11 protein-coding genes are annotated in these 16,940 nt (G+C 60.8%); 9 read left to right on the top strand and 2 right to left on the bottom strand.

Features of this window, described 5'->3' with window-relative positions:
- Positions 1–4: 4 nt before the first annotated feature.
- From KUV22_RS12130 to KUV22_RS12120, 3 genes are all read left to right on the top strand, one after another.
- A complete protein-coding gene (locus tag KUV22_RS12130) occupies positions 5–991 on the top strand; it encodes a serine/threonine protein kinase (RefSeq protein WP_222231441.1) in 987 nt (328 codons plus the stop codon).
- A 39-nt stretch (positions 992–1,030) separates the two neighbouring features.
- Entirely contained in the window at positions 1,031–1,861 is an 831-nt protein-coding gene (gene cysE / locus KUV22_RS12125) for a serine O-acetyltransferase (protein WP_222231439.1), read from the top strand.
- Between the two features lie 63 nt (positions 1,862–1,924).
- Positions 1,925–2,785 carry a GNAT family N-acetyltransferase gene (locus tag KUV22_RS12120; protein ID WP_222231437.1) on the top strand — a complete coding sequence of 287 codons (861 nt, stop codon included), beginning with the start codon at positions 1,925–1,927 and terminating at the stop codon, positions 2,783–2,785.
- A 27-nt stretch (positions 2,786–2,812) separates the two neighbouring features.
- On the opposite strand, the gene epmA is transcribed toward KUV22_RS12120, so the two are convergent.
- Together epmA and efp are read right to left on the bottom strand one after the other, a co-directional pair.
- Positions 2,813–3,781 carry an EF-P lysine aminoacylase EpmA gene (epmA, locus tag KUV22_RS12115; RefSeq protein WP_222231435.1) on the bottom strand — a complete coding sequence of 323 codons (969 nt, stop codon included), beginning with the start codon at positions 3,779–3,781 and terminating at the stop codon, positions 2,813–2,815.
- A gap of 265 nt (positions 3,782–4,046) precedes the next feature.
- Positions 4,047–4,619 (bottom strand): elongation factor P, encoded by a 573-nt coding sequence (gene efp, locus KUV22_RS12110; RefSeq protein ID WP_222231433.1) that lies wholly within the window; start codon positions 4,617–4,619, stop codon positions 4,047–4,049.
- A gap of 107 nt (positions 4,620–4,726) precedes the next feature.
- Here efp and epmB point away from each other — a divergent pair, with 107 nt between their 5' ends.
- From epmB to KUV22_RS12080, 6 genes are all read left to right on the top strand, one after another.
- Entirely contained in the window at positions 4,727–5,776 is a 1,050-nt protein-coding gene (gene epmB, locus KUV22_RS12105) for an EF-P beta-lysylation protein EpmB (protein ID WP_222231432.1), read from the top strand.
- A 228-nt stretch (positions 5,777–6,004) separates the two neighbouring features.
- Entirely contained in the window at positions 6,005–7,813 is a 1,809-nt protein-coding gene (locus KUV22_RS12100; protein ID WP_222231431.1) for a hypothetical protein, read from the top strand.
- Positions 7,814–8,092: 279 nt separating this feature from the next.
- The gene (locus KUV22_RS12095; protein ID WP_222231430.1) at positions 8,093–10,180 is read left to right on the top strand and encodes a GGDEF/EAL domain-containing response regulator; all 2,088 of its coding nucleotides are present in this window, start codon (positions 8,093–8,095) and stop codon (positions 10,178–10,180) included.
- Between the two features lie 220 nt (positions 10,181–10,400).
- Positions 10,401–12,419 (top strand): M1 family metallopeptidase, encoded by a 2,019-nt coding sequence (locus KUV22_RS12090; RefSeq protein WP_222231429.1) that lies wholly within the window; start codon positions 10,401–10,403, stop codon positions 12,417–12,419.
- A 243-nt stretch (positions 12,420–12,662) separates the two neighbouring features.
- Positions 12,663–13,742: an efflux RND transporter periplasmic adaptor subunit gene (locus KUV22_RS12085; protein WP_222231428.1), complete on the top strand. Its 1,080-nt coding sequence runs from the start codon at positions 12,663–12,665 to the stop codon at positions 13,740–13,742.
- Complete coding sequence (locus KUV22_RS12080; RefSeq protein ID WP_222231427.1) at positions 13,739–16,858, top strand: efflux RND transporter permease subunit; 3,120 nt, start codon at positions 13,739–13,741, stop codon at positions 16,856–16,858. Before KUV22_RS12085 ends, KUV22_RS12080 begins: the two co-directional genes overlap by 4 nt.
- The last annotated feature ends 82 nt before the right edge of the window (positions 16,859–16,940 follow it).

Genomic DNA, 16,940 nt, shown 5'->3' with positions numbered 1-16,940 from the left:
CCCCATGACCGAATCGTCACACCCCTACGACGCGCTTACCCCCGACCGGGTAATCGACTGCGTGGAGAGCGTGGGCCTGCTGTCTGACGCGCGTATATTCCCACTCAACAGCTATGAGAACCGCGTTTACCAGGTAGGGATCGACGAGGCGCAGCCGTTAATCGCCAAGTTCTACCGCCCGGGGCGCTGGAGTGATGCGCAAATCCTGGAGGAACACGCATTCTCGCTGGAGCTGGCGGCAGCAGAGATTCCCGTGGTGGCACCGCTGGAATTTGATGGCACCACGCTGCTGGAAGCCCACGGGTTCCGCTTCGCACTGTTTCCACGCCGCGGCGGTCACCAGATCGAGCTGGATAATTTTGACCACCTGGAACAGGTAGGCACCATGCTCGGGCGTATTCACGCTATCGGCGCGGCGCGGCCCTTCGCGCACCGCCCGCAGCTGAGCCTGCAGCGCTTCGCCCTCGATAGCCGCGAAACCATTCTCGCCGGGGACTTCCTGCCGCCAGAGAATGTGGAGGCCTACGCCACCACCACGGCCCACCTCATCGAACAGATTGCGCCGCGGTTTGAGCAGGAGTGGCCCACACTGCGCCTGCACGGCGACTGCCACAGCGGCAACTTCCTGTGGCGGGACGATACCCCGTGGTTTGTCGATCTGGATGACTGCCTGCAGGGGCCGGCGATCCAGGATATCTGGATGCTGATTTCCGGTGACCGCGCGGAGGCAACCGCTTATCTGGATACCGTGGTCGAAGGCTACGAAACCTTCTACCCTTTTGATCCGGCCCAGTTGCAGCTGGTAGAACCACTGCGCTGCCTGCGCCAGATGCACCACGCCGCCTGGCTGGCGCGGCGCTGGCAGGACCCGGCGTTTCCTATGGCATTCCCGTGGTTCAATACGCCCCGCTACTGGGCGGAACATATTCTGGCCCTGCGCGAACAGCTTTCCGCGCTGCATGAGCCACCCCTCACGCTTGGCGCCGTATAAACCGCGTAACGCGTGATGAGATAAAAGGAGCTGTATCCGATGGAAAACGTAAAACCCAGCACTGACCAAGTCGACCAACTGGACCCGATCTGGGACGGTATTCGCCGGGATGTCGCGGTACAGGTCGAGCGCGAGCCGATCCTGGCGAGCTTCCTGCACGCCACCATCTTGAATCACGCCACGCTCGAATCCGCCCTCAGCTTTCACCTGGCCAACAAGCTCGACAGCCCGGTGGCACAGGCCCTGCTGATTCGGGAAGTAATCGACGAGGCCCTGGCCGCGGACCCGAGCATCGGTACCGCCGCGCGCGCGGACCTGGCCGCCATCGAGCAGCGCGACAGCGCCTGCCACTCGCTGTATGAACCCTTCCTGTTCTTCAAGGGTTATCACGCCCTGCAGGCCTGGCGCGTGGCCCACTGGCTGTGGCAACAGCAGCGACGCTCACTGTCCCTGTTTATCCAGCACCGTATCTCGGTGGTGTTCGGTGTGGATATCCATCCCGCTGCCGAACTGGGGCAGGGCATCCTGCTCGACCACGCCACCGGCATCGTCATCGGCGAAACTGCGGTAGTGGAAGACAATGTGTCGATCATGCAGTCGGTCACCCTCGGCGGTACCGGCAAGGAAAGCGGCGACCGCCACCCGAAAGTGCGCTGTGGCGTGCTGATTGGTGCCGGCAGCAAGATTCTCGGCAATATCGAGATCGGCGCCTGCTCGCAGATCGCCTCCGGCAGTGTGGTGCTGAAGCCGGTACCGGAGAAATCCTTGGTGGCCGGGGTGCCCGCCAAAGTGATTGGCACGGCAAGTTGCGACCAGCCCGCCATCAGCATGAATCAGACGGCAATATCGCAGGTGGATCAATTGCGCTGATTCTGCTGTCACAGGTTGCACACATTCATTCCAGCCGGGCACCGGCAAGGCTATCCTGTAACCATGAAATACAGTCTCAGCGCCAAAAACCTCGTTTGCCGCAACCTGGAAACCAAAGCCGGGTACTTTGCCGGGCTGGCTAACCCCAATCAGACCAAAGAAATTACCGGCCTGCTGCGCACGGACAGCGGGCTCCTTTCTTCTCACTTCAATCAGGTCATCAGTAACTCGGTGGTACAGCCGCGCATTTTGCAGCGCTTTGTCGTCGATTACTTTGCCGAGCGCCACAGCCCCTTTTCCCTGTGGCACTGTGCAAGCAAGCCACTGGATGACGTGGCGCTGGGGGAACTACACCTGCTTCGCCAGCCACCATTAATTGCCATGGCGGCGGAGGTCAAGCAACTGGCCCCGAACGATAAACCCGATGACAAGCTGAAGATTAAAAACGTCACGCGCGCCGAGGATGTCATCGCCTACGGCGACCTGATTGCAGCATCACAAAGCTGCAACCTAGAAGCCGCGCAAACCAAAAAGTTCTACAAACACTTATCCGAATTACCCGAACACAAATACAGCCGGCTGAAAATGCATATCGGCGAGTTCGAGGGAAAAGCGGTTGCTACCGGCTGCCTGTTTTCTTCCGCCGATGCGCTCGGTTTCTATGACCTGTGGACATTACCCGAATACCGCGCACACGGGGTCGGCAGTGCCATGTTTCAGCAAATGGTACGGGAAGTGTTGAACAGCCATCACAAGCACGCGGTGGCACTGGTGGGAGAAGACCAGCAAGACCTCTGGCTGGATACCGGCTTTTACGCCGTGGGCGAAGTCACCAGCTACGAATTCACCCCCGAACGCGGCGCCAGCAGTCTCCACCAGGATGCGCCCAATGACGATGCGAGTGACGATCGCGAAAGCGCGTGAATATTCTTAACGTCTGATCGCTACTGATTACGCGCGCTCAATCGGAAACGCGATCACCTCATCAATACGCTCTGCCCCGCAGGCCAGCATCAATAACCGGTCCACCCCCAACGCCACCCCCGCGCAGGCCGGCATGCCAGCCGCCAGCGCCTCCACCAGACGCTCCTCGTACGGATTTACCGACTTGCCATGCTCTACACGGTATTTCTGGTCCGCCTCAAACCGACGCTGCTGCTCCGTGGCATCGGTCAATTCCCAGTACCCATTGGCCAGTTCCATCCCTGCCACATAGGCTTCAAACCGCCGCGCCACCGGGGCGCCCAGCTCATCGTGCTCCACCCGCGCCAGCGCCGCCTGACTCGCGGGAAAATCGTAGACCAGCGTAATACCGCGCTCACCTGACAAGTCCATATTTGGCTCGATATGGTGGCTCATCAACAGGTCCAGGCACTCATCGCGATCCGCCGGCTCGAACGACAATTCCAGCACCCGCGCCACGACCGCCTTCAACTCCTCCAGCGACGCCCGGTGCGGATCGATATCGACAAACTTTAAAAACAACGCGCGGTAGCTGTAGGAACACACTCGGGAAATGTTCAACACCCAAGACAGAAACTCACCCACCTCGATCATCAACCGATGATCGTCCCAGCCCACCCGGTACCACTCCAGCATGGTGAACTCCGGATTATGCCGGCCACCAGCCTCGCCATTGCGAAACGCTTTACCGAGGTAATAACAGTCCCCCATTCCCGCCGCCAGCAAACGCTTCAGGCCAAACTCCGGGCTGGTAGCCAGGAACGCCGGCGCACCGCTGCAGTCCGCTGTGATCGAATCGATATGCGGGTCGCTGGTGGCGCGGCGGGAAAGAATCGGCACCTCCATCTCCAGCACCTGACGCTCGCTGAAGAAGCGGCGGATATCCGCGAGTAGGGTGGCGCGGCGGCGGAGGTTATCGAGTGGGGCAGTGGGCTGCCAGAGGGAAATATCGGACATACGATTGGGGATACTTTAGATTGAATTCAGTCTAGTCGGGCAACCGGAATTATCTGCGGGAGAAGGCAGAGTAGTGAGCAGAAGTTTTTAGGATCGTCGCAAACAGGATGTTTGCGCCGAAGCGCCCAGGGATGGGTTCACAGCGGCCCTAAAAACTTCTGCTCACTGCTTTGCCGCCACAAGTCCAGAGACCCGCGTACAGGCCAAAACCAAAAAGGGCGAATACCAGAGTATTCGCCCTTCGGAATCGCTGAGCAAAAGAGGATTAGTCTTCCTTCGCGCGACCCAGGTATTCCGCGGTACGGGTATCGACCTTGATGGTCTCACCGATTTCCAGGAACAAAGGTACCTTCACCACGGCACCGGTGGACAGGGTCGCCGGCTTGGTGCCGCCCTGTGCAGTATCCCCACGCACACCCGGATCGGTGTCGGTGATTTCCAGGATCACGTGGTTTGGCGGAGTGACCGCCAGCGGGGAACCGTTGTACAAAGTCACCACGCAGATGTCCTGCTCCTTCAGCCACTTCGCCGCATCGCCAACCGCCTTCGCGTCTGCCTGATGCTGTTCAAAGGTCTCCGGCTCCATGAAATGGAAGAACTCACCATCGTTGTAGAGGTATTCCATATCGCGATCCATCACGTCCGCACTCTCCAGGCTCTCACCGGAACGGAAAGTACGCTCCCAGACGCGGCCGGTCTTCAGGTTACGCAGCTTCACGCGGTTGAAGGCCTGCCCCTTACCGGGCTTCACGAACTCATTGTCCACAATGGAACAGGGGTCGCCGTCCAGCATTACCTTCAGGCCGCCTTTGAATTCGTTAGTGGAATAATTAGCCATGAGCTCCTCGAAATATCAGCATTACGCCGTCAAATTGATTAAACTTCGCGCGCCCCTCCGGGGCCAACCAGTAGCCAACGGCCACCGCGCCAAAAAAACAGCCCGCTATGATACAGCACCGCCAGCCCGCACGTGAAATCAGCAGTATCGAAATCGCCCCCTCCGGCGAGGAAATCCTGCGCCCACGCCGCTGGCAGGAAGAAATGAGCGATCTGGTGCGCGACCCACAGGAGCTGCTCGAGCTGCTGCAACTGGATGCTGAGCAGCTACCCCAACTGAGCACAGCCTCGGCCACCTTCGAACTGCGCGTACCGCGCCCGTTCCTGAGCCGCATCCGCCCCGGCGACCCCGAAGACCCACTGCTGTTGCAAGTATTGCCCACCGCAGCGGAACTGCAGCCCAGCCCCGGCTACAACGACGACCCACTGGAGGAAGCCAACGCCAACCCGGTGCCCGGCGTCGTGCATAAATACAAGGGCCGCCTGCTGTTGATTGCCGCCGGCCAGTGCGCGGTCAATTGTCGCTACTGCTTCCGCCGCGCCTTTCCCTACGCTGACAATCATTTGAACCGTCAGCAGTGGCAGCAGGCGCTGGACTATATCCGCGCACAGCAGGACCTGCGCGAAGTGATTTTAAGCGGCGGTGACCCCCTGGTAATGAGCGACCGCCAGCTGGCCTGGCTGGCAGAGCAGCTGCAGCAAATCCCGCAACTCGACAAACTGCGTATCCACACCCGCCTGCCCATCGTCGCGCCATCGCGCGTCAACGAAGAGTTACTGGGCTGGTTTACCCACAGCCGCCTGAAACCGGTACTGGTACTGCACTGCAATCACGCCAACGAAATTGACGATGACGTCGCGGCGGCCCTCAGCCGATTGCGCGCTGCCGGCGTTACCCTGCTCAACCAGGCCGTGCTACTGAAAAACGTCAACGACAGCGCCGACACACTGGCCGAGCTATCCGAAAAACTGTTCGCCAATGGCGTGCTGCCCTATTACCTGCACCAGCTGGATCACGTGCAGGGCGCGGCACATTTCGAGGTGACAGACACCCACGCGAAGGCACTGGTGGAAAGTGTGCGCCAGCGACTGCCAGGTTATCTGGTACCGCGCCTAGTGCGGGAAATTCCTGCGGAAAAATCCAAGACACCGGTATAAACAGCGTTTGTCGCTGAGCCCGAGCGTTGGCGCTCGCATGGAGCCGCCAAACGCGCACCCAAAGCAACCGCAAAGCACCCCCCAAAAGAGCTAATAGACGACAAGTTTGCCGCCTGTTCGACGATTTTTGGCGCCGCAAGCCTTTATTTAGACGCCTATTTCCTCTGACATATTTGTGCAAATTTCGCGGCCTCGTATACTGCAAGCACGCAACACTCGGTTATCGCCATGCAGGACGCAGCAGATACAGAAGTCGGGCAGGATGCCCGTCGCGGAAATAAAACCGCACATCACCCCAACTCCGATTTCCCTCCGCCACAGAGCACGCAGGCAGGCCCGTCCACGCCTCCACTCAGGGATCTTTCCCAGCTCACCTGTGGGTGCCGAAATCATCGCCAGTTAAAGCAATGGTTGCGCGACTTCCTCAGCCGTAACCCGCTGGATGAAAAGGCGCAACGCAACGCCGGCACCCTGCGCAGCCTGCTCTCGGAAATTACTCGTTGGGATGCACCGGTGCGTCTGCGCCTGGCCTGCCTAGAGGTACTGCGCCCAGCAATCGCCGAACACTGCGGCACCCTTGCACTCGCGCCGCTGGCCAATTTCGCCAGCGCCCAGGGCGGCCAAAACCAGCGGCAGCGTCGCGAGCAACTTACCGCCGTCATCCTCTATCAGCATCTGGCACAGGCCTACGCCAGTGTGAGCAGCCAGCTTATGGAGGAGACCCACACCCTGTTTTTCCGCCGCCGGCTTGCCCGCGCCCTGCATCGCGGCTGCGACAGCTATCGCCGGCTGATTCAGATCTGCAACCTCGCCTATCAGGCCCCGCCACAAGGCAGCTGGTTGCGCTTGCAGCAACTGGTGCAAACAGCGCGCGAGCACGGCCTGGAACAACGCCGGGTTGTGGATCCGCTGGCGACGGGTGCCGCGGATGCTCCGATGCGCGCCACTCGCCGGCTGAACCGCTGGGAAAAGCTGACGCACCCCTATCTGCAAACCGCACTGTTCGCCAGCGCCAACCCACTGCAGCTGACTCTGGATGAACAGCTGCAACTGTGGTTGTGCTGCGGCCGCTGGGCGGGCAAGGCAAAGTTGCTCGAACGTGCGGAAAAATCCGCGCAGACTCTGCTGTGCTGCCTGAACCTGGACCAGCCGCCCATTCCCGCGGTGCGCCTGCGCCGCAGCGCGGTGGACTTGAAGCATTTCTCCGCGCCACTGGGTTGGCCCGTGGATCTGAGCGGGCCGCTGCGACTGCTGCAAAAACGGCTGCGGCGCCCCGGGGCACTGTCGGTAGATATGCTGGAGCGGGTGCAGGCCATCTGGGCGGGCGCCAAGAGCCGGGGCGAACAACGCACCCCGGTGGCGTTAGACTGCCAGGTTGCCATTGGCATCAGCGCGATCGCCTACCACCTCAAGCAGGACGGCGATGAAGGCCCTGAGCTGGCGGCAAGTTTTAATGCCAGCAATGCCGCGGATCTGGTGATGGAGGTGGACTCCATCGACTTCAGCACCGGTCGCGCACTCAAGGATTATGAAGTGGCCACGCCACTGCCCACCGCGCCATCGGTATCGCGTCGGCACAGCGAAGCTGCAGGCACGACGTCAAAACGCTACTCGCCAACGCCCGCAACACTGCTCAACACCAGCGACAACGGCGCGGGATTGCGTCTGCCGGCAGAAGTTCAGGGGCGTCTGCACAGCGGCAACCTGATCGCACTCAAAGTCGCTAAGCATTGGGAAGTAGGGCTGGTGCGCTGGCAGTTCGGCCTGCCCGATCAGTGTCGCGCTGGGCTGGAGTTACTCGGCGGCCACACCAGTGCGGTGCGGGTGCGCCGCCACACCAGGGACGGACGACGCACAGATTCCATGGCCGGCCTACTGAACGGCGTCGCGGGGCAGCCACCAGAGCTGCTGCTGCCCACCCCCCTGTTCCAGCAGGGTGACACTGTAGACATTATCGCCGCCGGTCAATCCCGCACGGTGACTCTGCGCCAGCAAACCCTGAATACCGGCAGCATCGCCATCTTTGCCTTTTCCTGACTGGCCCCCGGGCACCTCACCGGTGCCCGCGCCCCCCAGCGGCACACTTTTTGCGCGCAATGGCGAAGATTTTCCCTTCTTTTGCCAGGAACGTAGAACCATATCCCAGAGTGCCGACTGTGCACTTGTTCACGGTATTTATAACAACCTAAACTATCAGGTTCGCGGTACTGGGCCACCCCAACAGGGAGCGGGCACCGGCAGGGAAGCGGTCGATCTGAAACAGATCAGAGTGAACAATTAAAAATAACCGCCGCGACGCAGTACAACAGGAACACAATGAGCAGCGACAACACCATCCGCCTTCTTCTTATTCACGATGTCCCGGCCGAGGCCCAGCGACTGGTGAGCATGCTGCAGAATGCCGGCCGTCCGAACCGCGCCAAGCACGTCGCCAGCGAGGCGGCACTGACCAAGCTCCTGCAGGAACACACCTGGGATCTGCTGATTGCCGCAGAGCAGGGCAAGCAGCTCGAAGCCGCGACCGCCATTCGCACCATCAGCAAACTGCAGAAAGACGTCCCCGCGATACTACTTACCGAGCGCGCAGGCTCGCAGCCGGTGGTGGAAGGCCTGAAGGCCGGTGCCCGCGATGTGGTTACCATCGATGAAGATCAGCATCTGCTGCTGACCATCCAGCGTGAGCTCAGCGCACTGGAAGAGCGCCGCCAGGCACGCCAGCACCAGCGCCGCTACCACGCCACGCTCAACCGCGCCAAGGAGCTGCTGGACAGTTCCAAGGACGCTATCGCCTACATTTCCGACGGCCTGATCGTTTACGCCAATGAGTCCTTCGCCGAGCGTTTCGGCTACGAGGACCGCGACGATGTGGAATACCAGCCGCTGATCGACATGCTCACCGAAGGTGAGCAACCGGACGCGCGCGAATTCCTGCGCAGCTGCGCCATCAACAACAATGAGGTGGAAGCCCAGGAGTGGCAATTCACCGCGCGCACCGCCAATGGCACACCAATCGCCACCAAGGCGGAAGTGCTGTCGACGGTGTACGACGAAGAGCGCTGCCTGCAGGTGCGCATCGCCGCCAGCACCGGCAACACCGAGGAGCTGGAAGCGCAGCTCAGTGAAGCCAAGAACCGCGACTCCGCCACCGGCCTATACAACCGCCAGCGCTTTGTGCAACTGCTCAACAGTGCCATCCAGTCTGCCGCTGGGTCCCAGCGCACCGGCGGCCTGATGTTTATCGAGATCGACCGCTTCGAGGAATCCGTGCAACAGGTGGTTGGCGTTGCCGGTGCCGATCAGGTGCACAAGAAGTTCGCCGAACTGCTGCAGAGCAGTGTGCGTCGCGGTGACGTTATCGCCCGCTACGGTGAGGAAAGCTACTGTCTGCTGATGCCGGAAACCACTCCCGACAGCGCCGAGTCCCGCTCGAAAGAGTTGCTGCAAAAGGTGGCGGATACCATTTTCGAGGCCGCGGGCAAAACCGTGCACATCACCGCCTCCATCGGCATCTCCCTGCTGAGTGAAACCTCCGGCAATGCGGACAAGGTGCTGGAGCAGGCCTCCAAGGCTCACGACCAGGCCCTGGCCAAAGACAATGGCAACGGCTTTGCGCTGTTTGAACCCGACAGCGAGCAACAGGGCGGCGATGCCGATACCTATCTGCGTGCACGGGTTGCGCAGGCGCTGGAAGCGGGCAACTTCAAGCTGCTGTACCAGCCGATCCTCAGTCTGCAGGGCAGCGGCGAAAAGCTCTACGAGGTGCTGGTGCGTCTCGTAGACGGCAAAGAAGAGCTGGCCCCGATGACATTCCTGGAAACCCTTGGTGACGCGGGCCTGTCGTGCAAGATGGATCGCTGGGTAATCCTCAATGCGATGAAAAACGTCGCAGCAGAAAACAGCCAGGGTAACGCCGCATCCATTCTCATCCACCTGACTGCGCCCTCGCTAAAAGACGGCAGCCTGCCCGCCTGGCTGGGTGTGGCCTTCAAGGCATCCAAGGTGGCTCCCAAGAACGTGACCTTCCAGCTGCGCGCCGAAGACATCAGCAGCAACCTGCATGCCGCGCGCGACTTTACCAAGCAGGTCCAGGACCTTGGGTGCCGCGTTGCCGTATGCCGCTTTGGTACCGGCCTCAGTCCGTTCAAGGCGCTGGAGCACGTCAAGGTAGATCTCGCCAAGATCGATACCTCTTTCGTGCGCGAGGTGCAGGATCAGGGCGAAGACAGCGAGACACTGGTCAACCTGGTCAGCCAGCTCAAGGAAATCGACATCAAGGTCATTGTTCCGCACATCGAACAGGCCAGCATGCTGCCCACCCTGTGGCAGTCCAGTACCGACTACATCCAGGGCTATTATGTACAACCGCCCGCAGACGAGATGAACTTCGACTTCAGCCTGGACTAACCCCACCCAGCAAGCCCCAGGTGTCACCGTTACAGGGTGACGCCCGGGGCGCATCACCACCGCCCAGCACTGCCTATCCGGGGCAAAATCTCCATATTCGGTCTAATCTAGGACCAAAACAGAAATCCGATTTCCCCGCCACACGCGTGATTGGGTATTCTGTCCCGCGAAGAATTCACCCGATTCTCACTCAAGAAATACAACAATCACGGAGCCCAACATGCTGCCCCAATTGTTTCACACCAGCCTCGGCCGCCTGATCGGTGTCGGACTGCTTACCGCCAGCCTGGTCACAGTTACTGCGTGCGGCAAACCCGCGGACACCGATGCGAGCAAGGCCAAGCAGGAAGCTACCGCCAGCGGCGATAGTGCCAGCGATATTCCAGAAAGCGCCACCAAATACACGCCAGAAGACCTGGAAAAGTCCGCACCCATGGCGCAGCAGGCGGGCCCCGAATCCGGCGTCGACTACCACTCCTTCGCCAACACCAACGATTACCTGATCAAACATGTGGATCTGGATCTCACCGCAGACTTTGACAACAAAGTACTGAAGGGCGAAGCGATCCTGGATATCCAGCGCCTTACCCAGAAGAACCCGGCACTGATTCTCGACACCCGCGATCTCGACATAACCAATGTGCGCGCGGGCGTGGGCAACAGCCTGCAGGACGTGAAGTTCAGCCTGGGTAAAACCGACCCCAACCTGGGCACCCCACTGAAGATCAACCTGCCCAAGGGCGCCAACCGGGTGGCCATCCAGTACCAGACCTCCCCGGGCGCTTCCGGTGTGCAGTGGCTGGAGCCGCAGCAAACCGCCGGTAAAAAGCACCCCTTCCTGTTTACCCAGGCCCAGGCAATCCACGCGCGCAGCTTTATCCCGCTGCAGGACTCCCCCAAGGTGCGCGTGACCTACAAGGCCACCATCCGTACGCCGGAAGAACTGCTGGCGGTGATGAGTGCCAACAACGACCCGGAGACGGAAAAAGACGGCGTTTACGAATTTGAAATGCCGCAACCGATCCCGTCTTACCTGATCGCCCTCGCCATCGGCAATCTAGAGTTCAAGCCCATGGGCGAGCGCACCGGCGTCTATGCCGAACCGGAACTGCTGGACGCGGCAGCCGCCGAGTTCGAAGACACCGAAGATATGCTCGAGGTTACCGAGAAAAATTACGGGCCTTACCGCTGGGACCGCTACGACCTGCTGATCCTGCCCCCGAGCTTCCCGTTTGGGGGCATGGAAAACCCGCGCCTCAGTTTCATCACCCCCACAGTGATCGCCGGCGACAAAAGCCTGGTGGCACTGATCGCCCACGAACTGGCGCACTCCTGGTCCGGCAACCTGATTACCAATGCCAGCTGGCGCGACCTGTGGCTGAACGAGGGTTTCACCACCTACCTCACCAACCGCATCATGCAATTCGTGTACGGCGACGAGCGCTATCAGATGGAAATGGCCCTGGGTTACGACGACCTGAAGGCCGACCTGGACGACCGCGAAGACAAAGACGAGATCATGGCCATCGACCTGCGCGGTCGCGATCCCGACGAAGTCTTTTCCAATATCCCATACGAGAAGGGCTCTCTGTTCCTGTACGAACTGGAACAAAAAATCGGCCGCGAGAATTTCGACCAATTCCTGATGGATTACTTCAACCACTTCGCCTTCCAGAGCATCACCACGGAAGACTTCGTGAAGTATCTGGACCAGACGCTGTTAAAGCAGTACCCGGACAAGCTCGACCGCGCGCGTATCCAGCAGTGGATTTTCGAACCCGGTATTCCGGAAGGTGCACCGCAGCCGACCTCCGATGCGTTTACCAAGCTGGACCCGGTACGCCAGCAATGGCTGAACGGCGAGATCAAGGCCAGCGATATCGAGACCGATGGCTGGACCTTCCACCAGTGGAAATATTTCCTCGATGGCATGCCGGAGAAACTAAGCGAAGACCAACTGGCGGAGCTGGACAGCACCTTTGATCTCACCCAGTCGAAAAACAACGAGATCGCATTTAGCTGGCTAATGATTGCGGTGCGCAACCAATACAAGCCCGCCGAGCCACGCCTGGAAGATTTCCTGGTGACCATCGGCCGCAACAAGTTCCTGCGTCCGCTGTACCGCAACATGATGGTGCACGGCCAGAGTGATAGCGCCAAGCGGATTTTTGAAAAAGCCAAGCCCGGTTACCACCCGCTCACCGTCAAGGTAAACAGCAAAATTATCTACGGCGATTAAGCCGTCTCACCACACTCCGTATCGGATAATCCTGCGGAGTAAAACGTTCGTCGATTTGCCTCCCGCTGTCTGCTCGGCGGGAGGTAAATTTTTGTAAACTCCCCCCTCTTTGTGATCTCCGCCGGTTACTCTGGCGTAAATGTTGCTGCAGCAACTTCTCTGATCCAACGCAAGATTTCCACTCGGCGGAGGTTTTCGACCAATCGCCGACCATAACCACAAATACAGATCGCCCTACACAACATGAAATCCATTGGTGTATTCACCCTAAGCGCCCTGCAGCCGACCTGTACCAGGCTCGCCCTCGTCGCCACACTGCTGCTGCCCTCCGCCGCCCTGGCGCAACCGAACAAGGCCCCGGTGCCGGTGCGCGCAGCACCGGTCGAGCTGGAACAGATCTCCAACCCGGTGGAAGCCCTCGGCACTGCCAAGGCGTGGGAGTTTGTCTCCATTCGCGCGGGGGTCACGGAACACATCAGCCGCGTGAACTTTGAGAGCGGCCAGCGCGTAAAGGCCGGCGATGTACTGGTTGAACTGAGCCATGGTGAGGAAAAGGCGGAACTGGCGCGGGCCCGCGCCACCCTGCAGCGCTACGAGCGCGATGCGAAACGCCTGCGCGGCCTGGTGACCAAAAACCTCACCACCCGCGAACAACTGGAGGCCGCAGAGACACAGGTGGCGGAAACCCGCGCACTGGTGGACGGCCTGCAGGCACGCATCGACGATCGCATCATCCGCGCCCCATTTGACGGCCAGCTGGGCCTGCGCAATATCAGCGTCGGCAGCCTGGTTACCCCGACCACCGAAATCACCACCATTCAGGACAGCGCGCGCCTGAAGCTGGACTTCACCGTACCCGAGCGCCAGCTGTCCGCAATCAGCGGCGGCATGGCCATTGAAGCGGCAAGCCAGGCCTATCCCAATCGCGTGTTCAATGGCGAAGTGATGATCGTTGAAGCGCGTGTGGACCCGCAGACCCGCGCGTTTACCGTGCGCGGCCGCCTCGATAATCGCGACGGCCAGCTCAAGCCCGGCATGCTGTTGCGCGTACGCGTTGTCGCCAACCCGCGTCGGGCACTGACGATTCCGGAAGCCGCGCTGGTGCCACTGGCCGGAGAACAGTCGGTGTACGTGGTGAAGAAAACCGAAGGCGGGCATATGGTGCAGCGCCGGGAGGTGCAGATCGGCCAGCGCTATGAAGGCAAGGTAGAGGTACTCACCGGCCTGTCTCAGGGCGACCAGGTAGTGACCCGCGGCACCCTGCATATTCGCGACGGCCAACCCGTTGCCGTAGAAGTTGAAAACGGGGCCCACAAGCAATGATTATCAGTGATACGGCGGTCAAACGCCCGGTTTTTGCACTGGTACTGTCGCTGCTGCTGGTGGTGTTCGGCCTGATCAGCTTCGACCGGCTGGCGCTGCGCGAGTACCCGGATATCGACCCGCCGATTGTCTCCATCGACACCAACTATCCCGGTGCCTCCGCGGAGATTGTCGAGACCCGCATCACCCGCCTGATCGAAGACCGCATCGCCGGTATTGAGGGCATCAAGACGGTCACCTCGTCCAGCAGCGACGGGCGCTCGCGCATTTCCATCGAGTTCAATATCAACCGCGACGTGGATGGCGCCACCAACGATGTGCGCGACCGGGTCTCCGGGGTGCTGAACAACCTGCCGGTGGAAGCGGATCCGCCCGAGATCGAAAAGGTCGACAGCAGCGACGACGTGGTGATCTGGCTGAACCTGACCTCCGACCGCATGACCGTGCCGGAGCTCACCGACTACGCCAACCGCTACCTGGTAGACCGTTTCTCGGTACTCGACGGCGTGGCGCGGGTGCGGGTCGGTGGTGCCAAGGACTTCGCCATGCGTATCTGGCTGGACCGCGGCGCGATGACCGCGCACAACGTCACCAGCGCGGATATCGAACAGGCGCTGCGTGCGGAAAACCGCGAGTTGCCCGCGGGCTATCTCGAGTCCAGCGATCGCCAGTTCACCCTACGCCTGCAGCGCCAGTTCCAGAGTGCCGAAGACTTTGCCCGCCTCGCCATCACCACCGGTGACAGCGGACACGTGGTGCGCCTGGGCGATGTGGCGCGGGTCGAACTGGGCTCGGCGGAAGACCGCTCTACCTTCCGCGGCAATGGCGAGCCCATGGTGGGCATCGGTATTACCCGCCAGTCCACCGGCAACATCGTCGCCGTCGCAGAAGCGGCCAAGGCGGAGATGGTGGAGGTCAACAAATCCCTGCCGGACGGCATGCGCCTCAGCCAGAGTTACGATGCGTCGGTTTTCGTATCCGAGGCCATCAAGGAGGTGTACACCACCCTGGCCATCGCAGTGATTCTGGTAACCCTGGTGATCTACCTGTTCCTGGGTAACTGGCGCGCGACGCTGGTGCCGGCGGTTACCGTGCCGGTGTCCCTGATCGCCACCTCGATCCTGCTGTATGCCTTCGGTTTCAGTATCAACCTGCTCACCTTGTTGGCGCTGGTACTGGCCATCGGCCTAGTGGTGGACGACGCCATCGTGGTGCTGGAAAACATTTTCCGGCGCATGGATGAATACGGTGAACCGCCGCTGCTGGCCGCCTATCGCGGTGCGCGCGAGGTGGGCTTTGCGGTGGTCGCCACCACTCTGGTGCTGGTTGCGGTGTTCGTACCCATTACCTTCCTCGAGGGGGATATCGGGCGGCTGTTTTCCGAGTTTGCGTTGACCATGTCGGCGGCGGTGATCTTTTCCTCCATCACCGCGCTCACCCTGTCGCCGATGCTCGCCGCCAAATTGATTCGCCCCAGCGATTCCCACAATGCGGCCACCCGCTTTATGGACAAGGCGCTGACCCGCGTGCAGCACCGCTATAGCCGCGGGCTGGATGTGTTACTGCGCAAACACTGGATTGCCGGTGTGGTGTTTGTGGGCGTGATGGCGTTCGCCGCGCTGGCGTTCCGTCTGATTCCCACCGAATATGCCCCACGCGAGGACCGCGGCTCCTTCTTCCTGCTGGTCAACGGTCCCGAGGGCGCCAGCTACCAGTACATGCAGGAGTACATGGACACCATCGAAGAGCGCCTGATGCCGCTGGTGGACAAGGGATATGTAAACCGCCTGCTGGTGCGCTCGCCGCGCTCCTTCGGCACTTCGGCCACGTTCAATACCGGCATGGTGATCTTTACCCTGGCGCCCTGGGGCGAACGCCCCTCCGCGTTTGAGCTGATGAACCAGGTGCGCGCGGCGGTGAAAGACCTGAGTGGCGTGCGCGCCTTCCCGGTGATGCGCCAGAGTTTCGGCGGCGGCCTCGGCAAGCCGGTACAGTTTGTCCTCGGCGGCAGCAGCTACGGCCAGCTCACCGAGTGGCGTGACCAGCTGAACCAGGCACTGGCGGAATCCAACCCGGGACTGCTCGGCGTCGACTGGGACTACAAGGAAACCCAGCCGCAGCTGCGCATCAATGTCGATTACGAGCGCGCCGCGGACCTGGGCGTTCAGGTAAGCGATGTGGGCACCACCCTGCAGACCATGTTCGGCTCCCTCCGCGCCACCACCTTTATCAACAACGGCGAGGAGTACGACGTCATTCTTGAGGGCGAACGGGACCTGCAACGCACCCCGGACAGCCTCGAGAACCTGTACGTGCGCTCCAAGACCAGTGGTGCGCTGATCCCACTGCAGAGCCTGGTGGAAGTCAGCGAATACGCGGACTCACCGCAGCTGCAACGCTACAACCGGGTGCGCGCGATTACCCTGGACGCCAACCTGGCCGATGGCTTGGTGCTGGGAGAGGCGCTGGCCTACCTGAACCAGCTAGTGGCAGACAATCTAGAAGGCACCCCGGTGGTTGACTACAAGGGGCAATCCAAGAACTTCCAGGATTCCGGCAACACCATTCTGTTCGCGATCCTGCTCGGCGCGCTGGTGGTATTCCTGGTGCTCGCCGCCCAGTTCGAGAGCTTCGTGCACCCGCTGGTGATCATGTTCACGGTACCGCTGGCCATGGCCGGTGCCCTGCTGGGCCTGCTGCTGACCAATCAATCGCTGAACATCTACAGTCAGGTTGGATTGATCATGCTGGTGGGACTTGCCGCCAAAAACGGCATCCTGATCGTGGAATTTGCAAACCAGTTGCGCGATCGCGGCGTAGAATTTGGCCAGGCACTGCGCCAGGCAGCGGAAACCCGCCTGCGCCCGATCCTGATGACCGGCATCACCACCGCAGCGGGCTCACTGCCACTGCTGCTGTCATCCGGGGCGGGTTCCGAGACCCGCGCGGTGATCGGTACCGTGGTGCTGTTCGGGGTACTCGCGGCCACACTGTTCACTATTTACATCGTGCCCACGGCCTACGATGTACTGGCTCGCCGCACCGGCTCGCCGGGGCAGGTGGCGCGTAAAATTGGTGAGCTGGACGCGGAGTACCCGGCGCAAAAACAGGATTGATTGGCGGCTAATTCTGCGCCGGGCTATCTAAGCTGGCGCAGATCTCTTAACCTCTGCCAGTCTTTTGTGAGACGACCGCAAC

Origin of the sequence: Microbulbifer agarilyticus (assembly GCF_019800665.1) — a bacterium.
Classification (GTDB): domain Bacteria; phylum Pseudomonadota; class Gammaproteobacteria; order Pseudomonadales; family Cellvibrionaceae; genus Microbulbifer; species Microbulbifer agarilyticus_C.
This window is presented reverse-complemented; position numbering and strand designations above follow the sequence as displayed.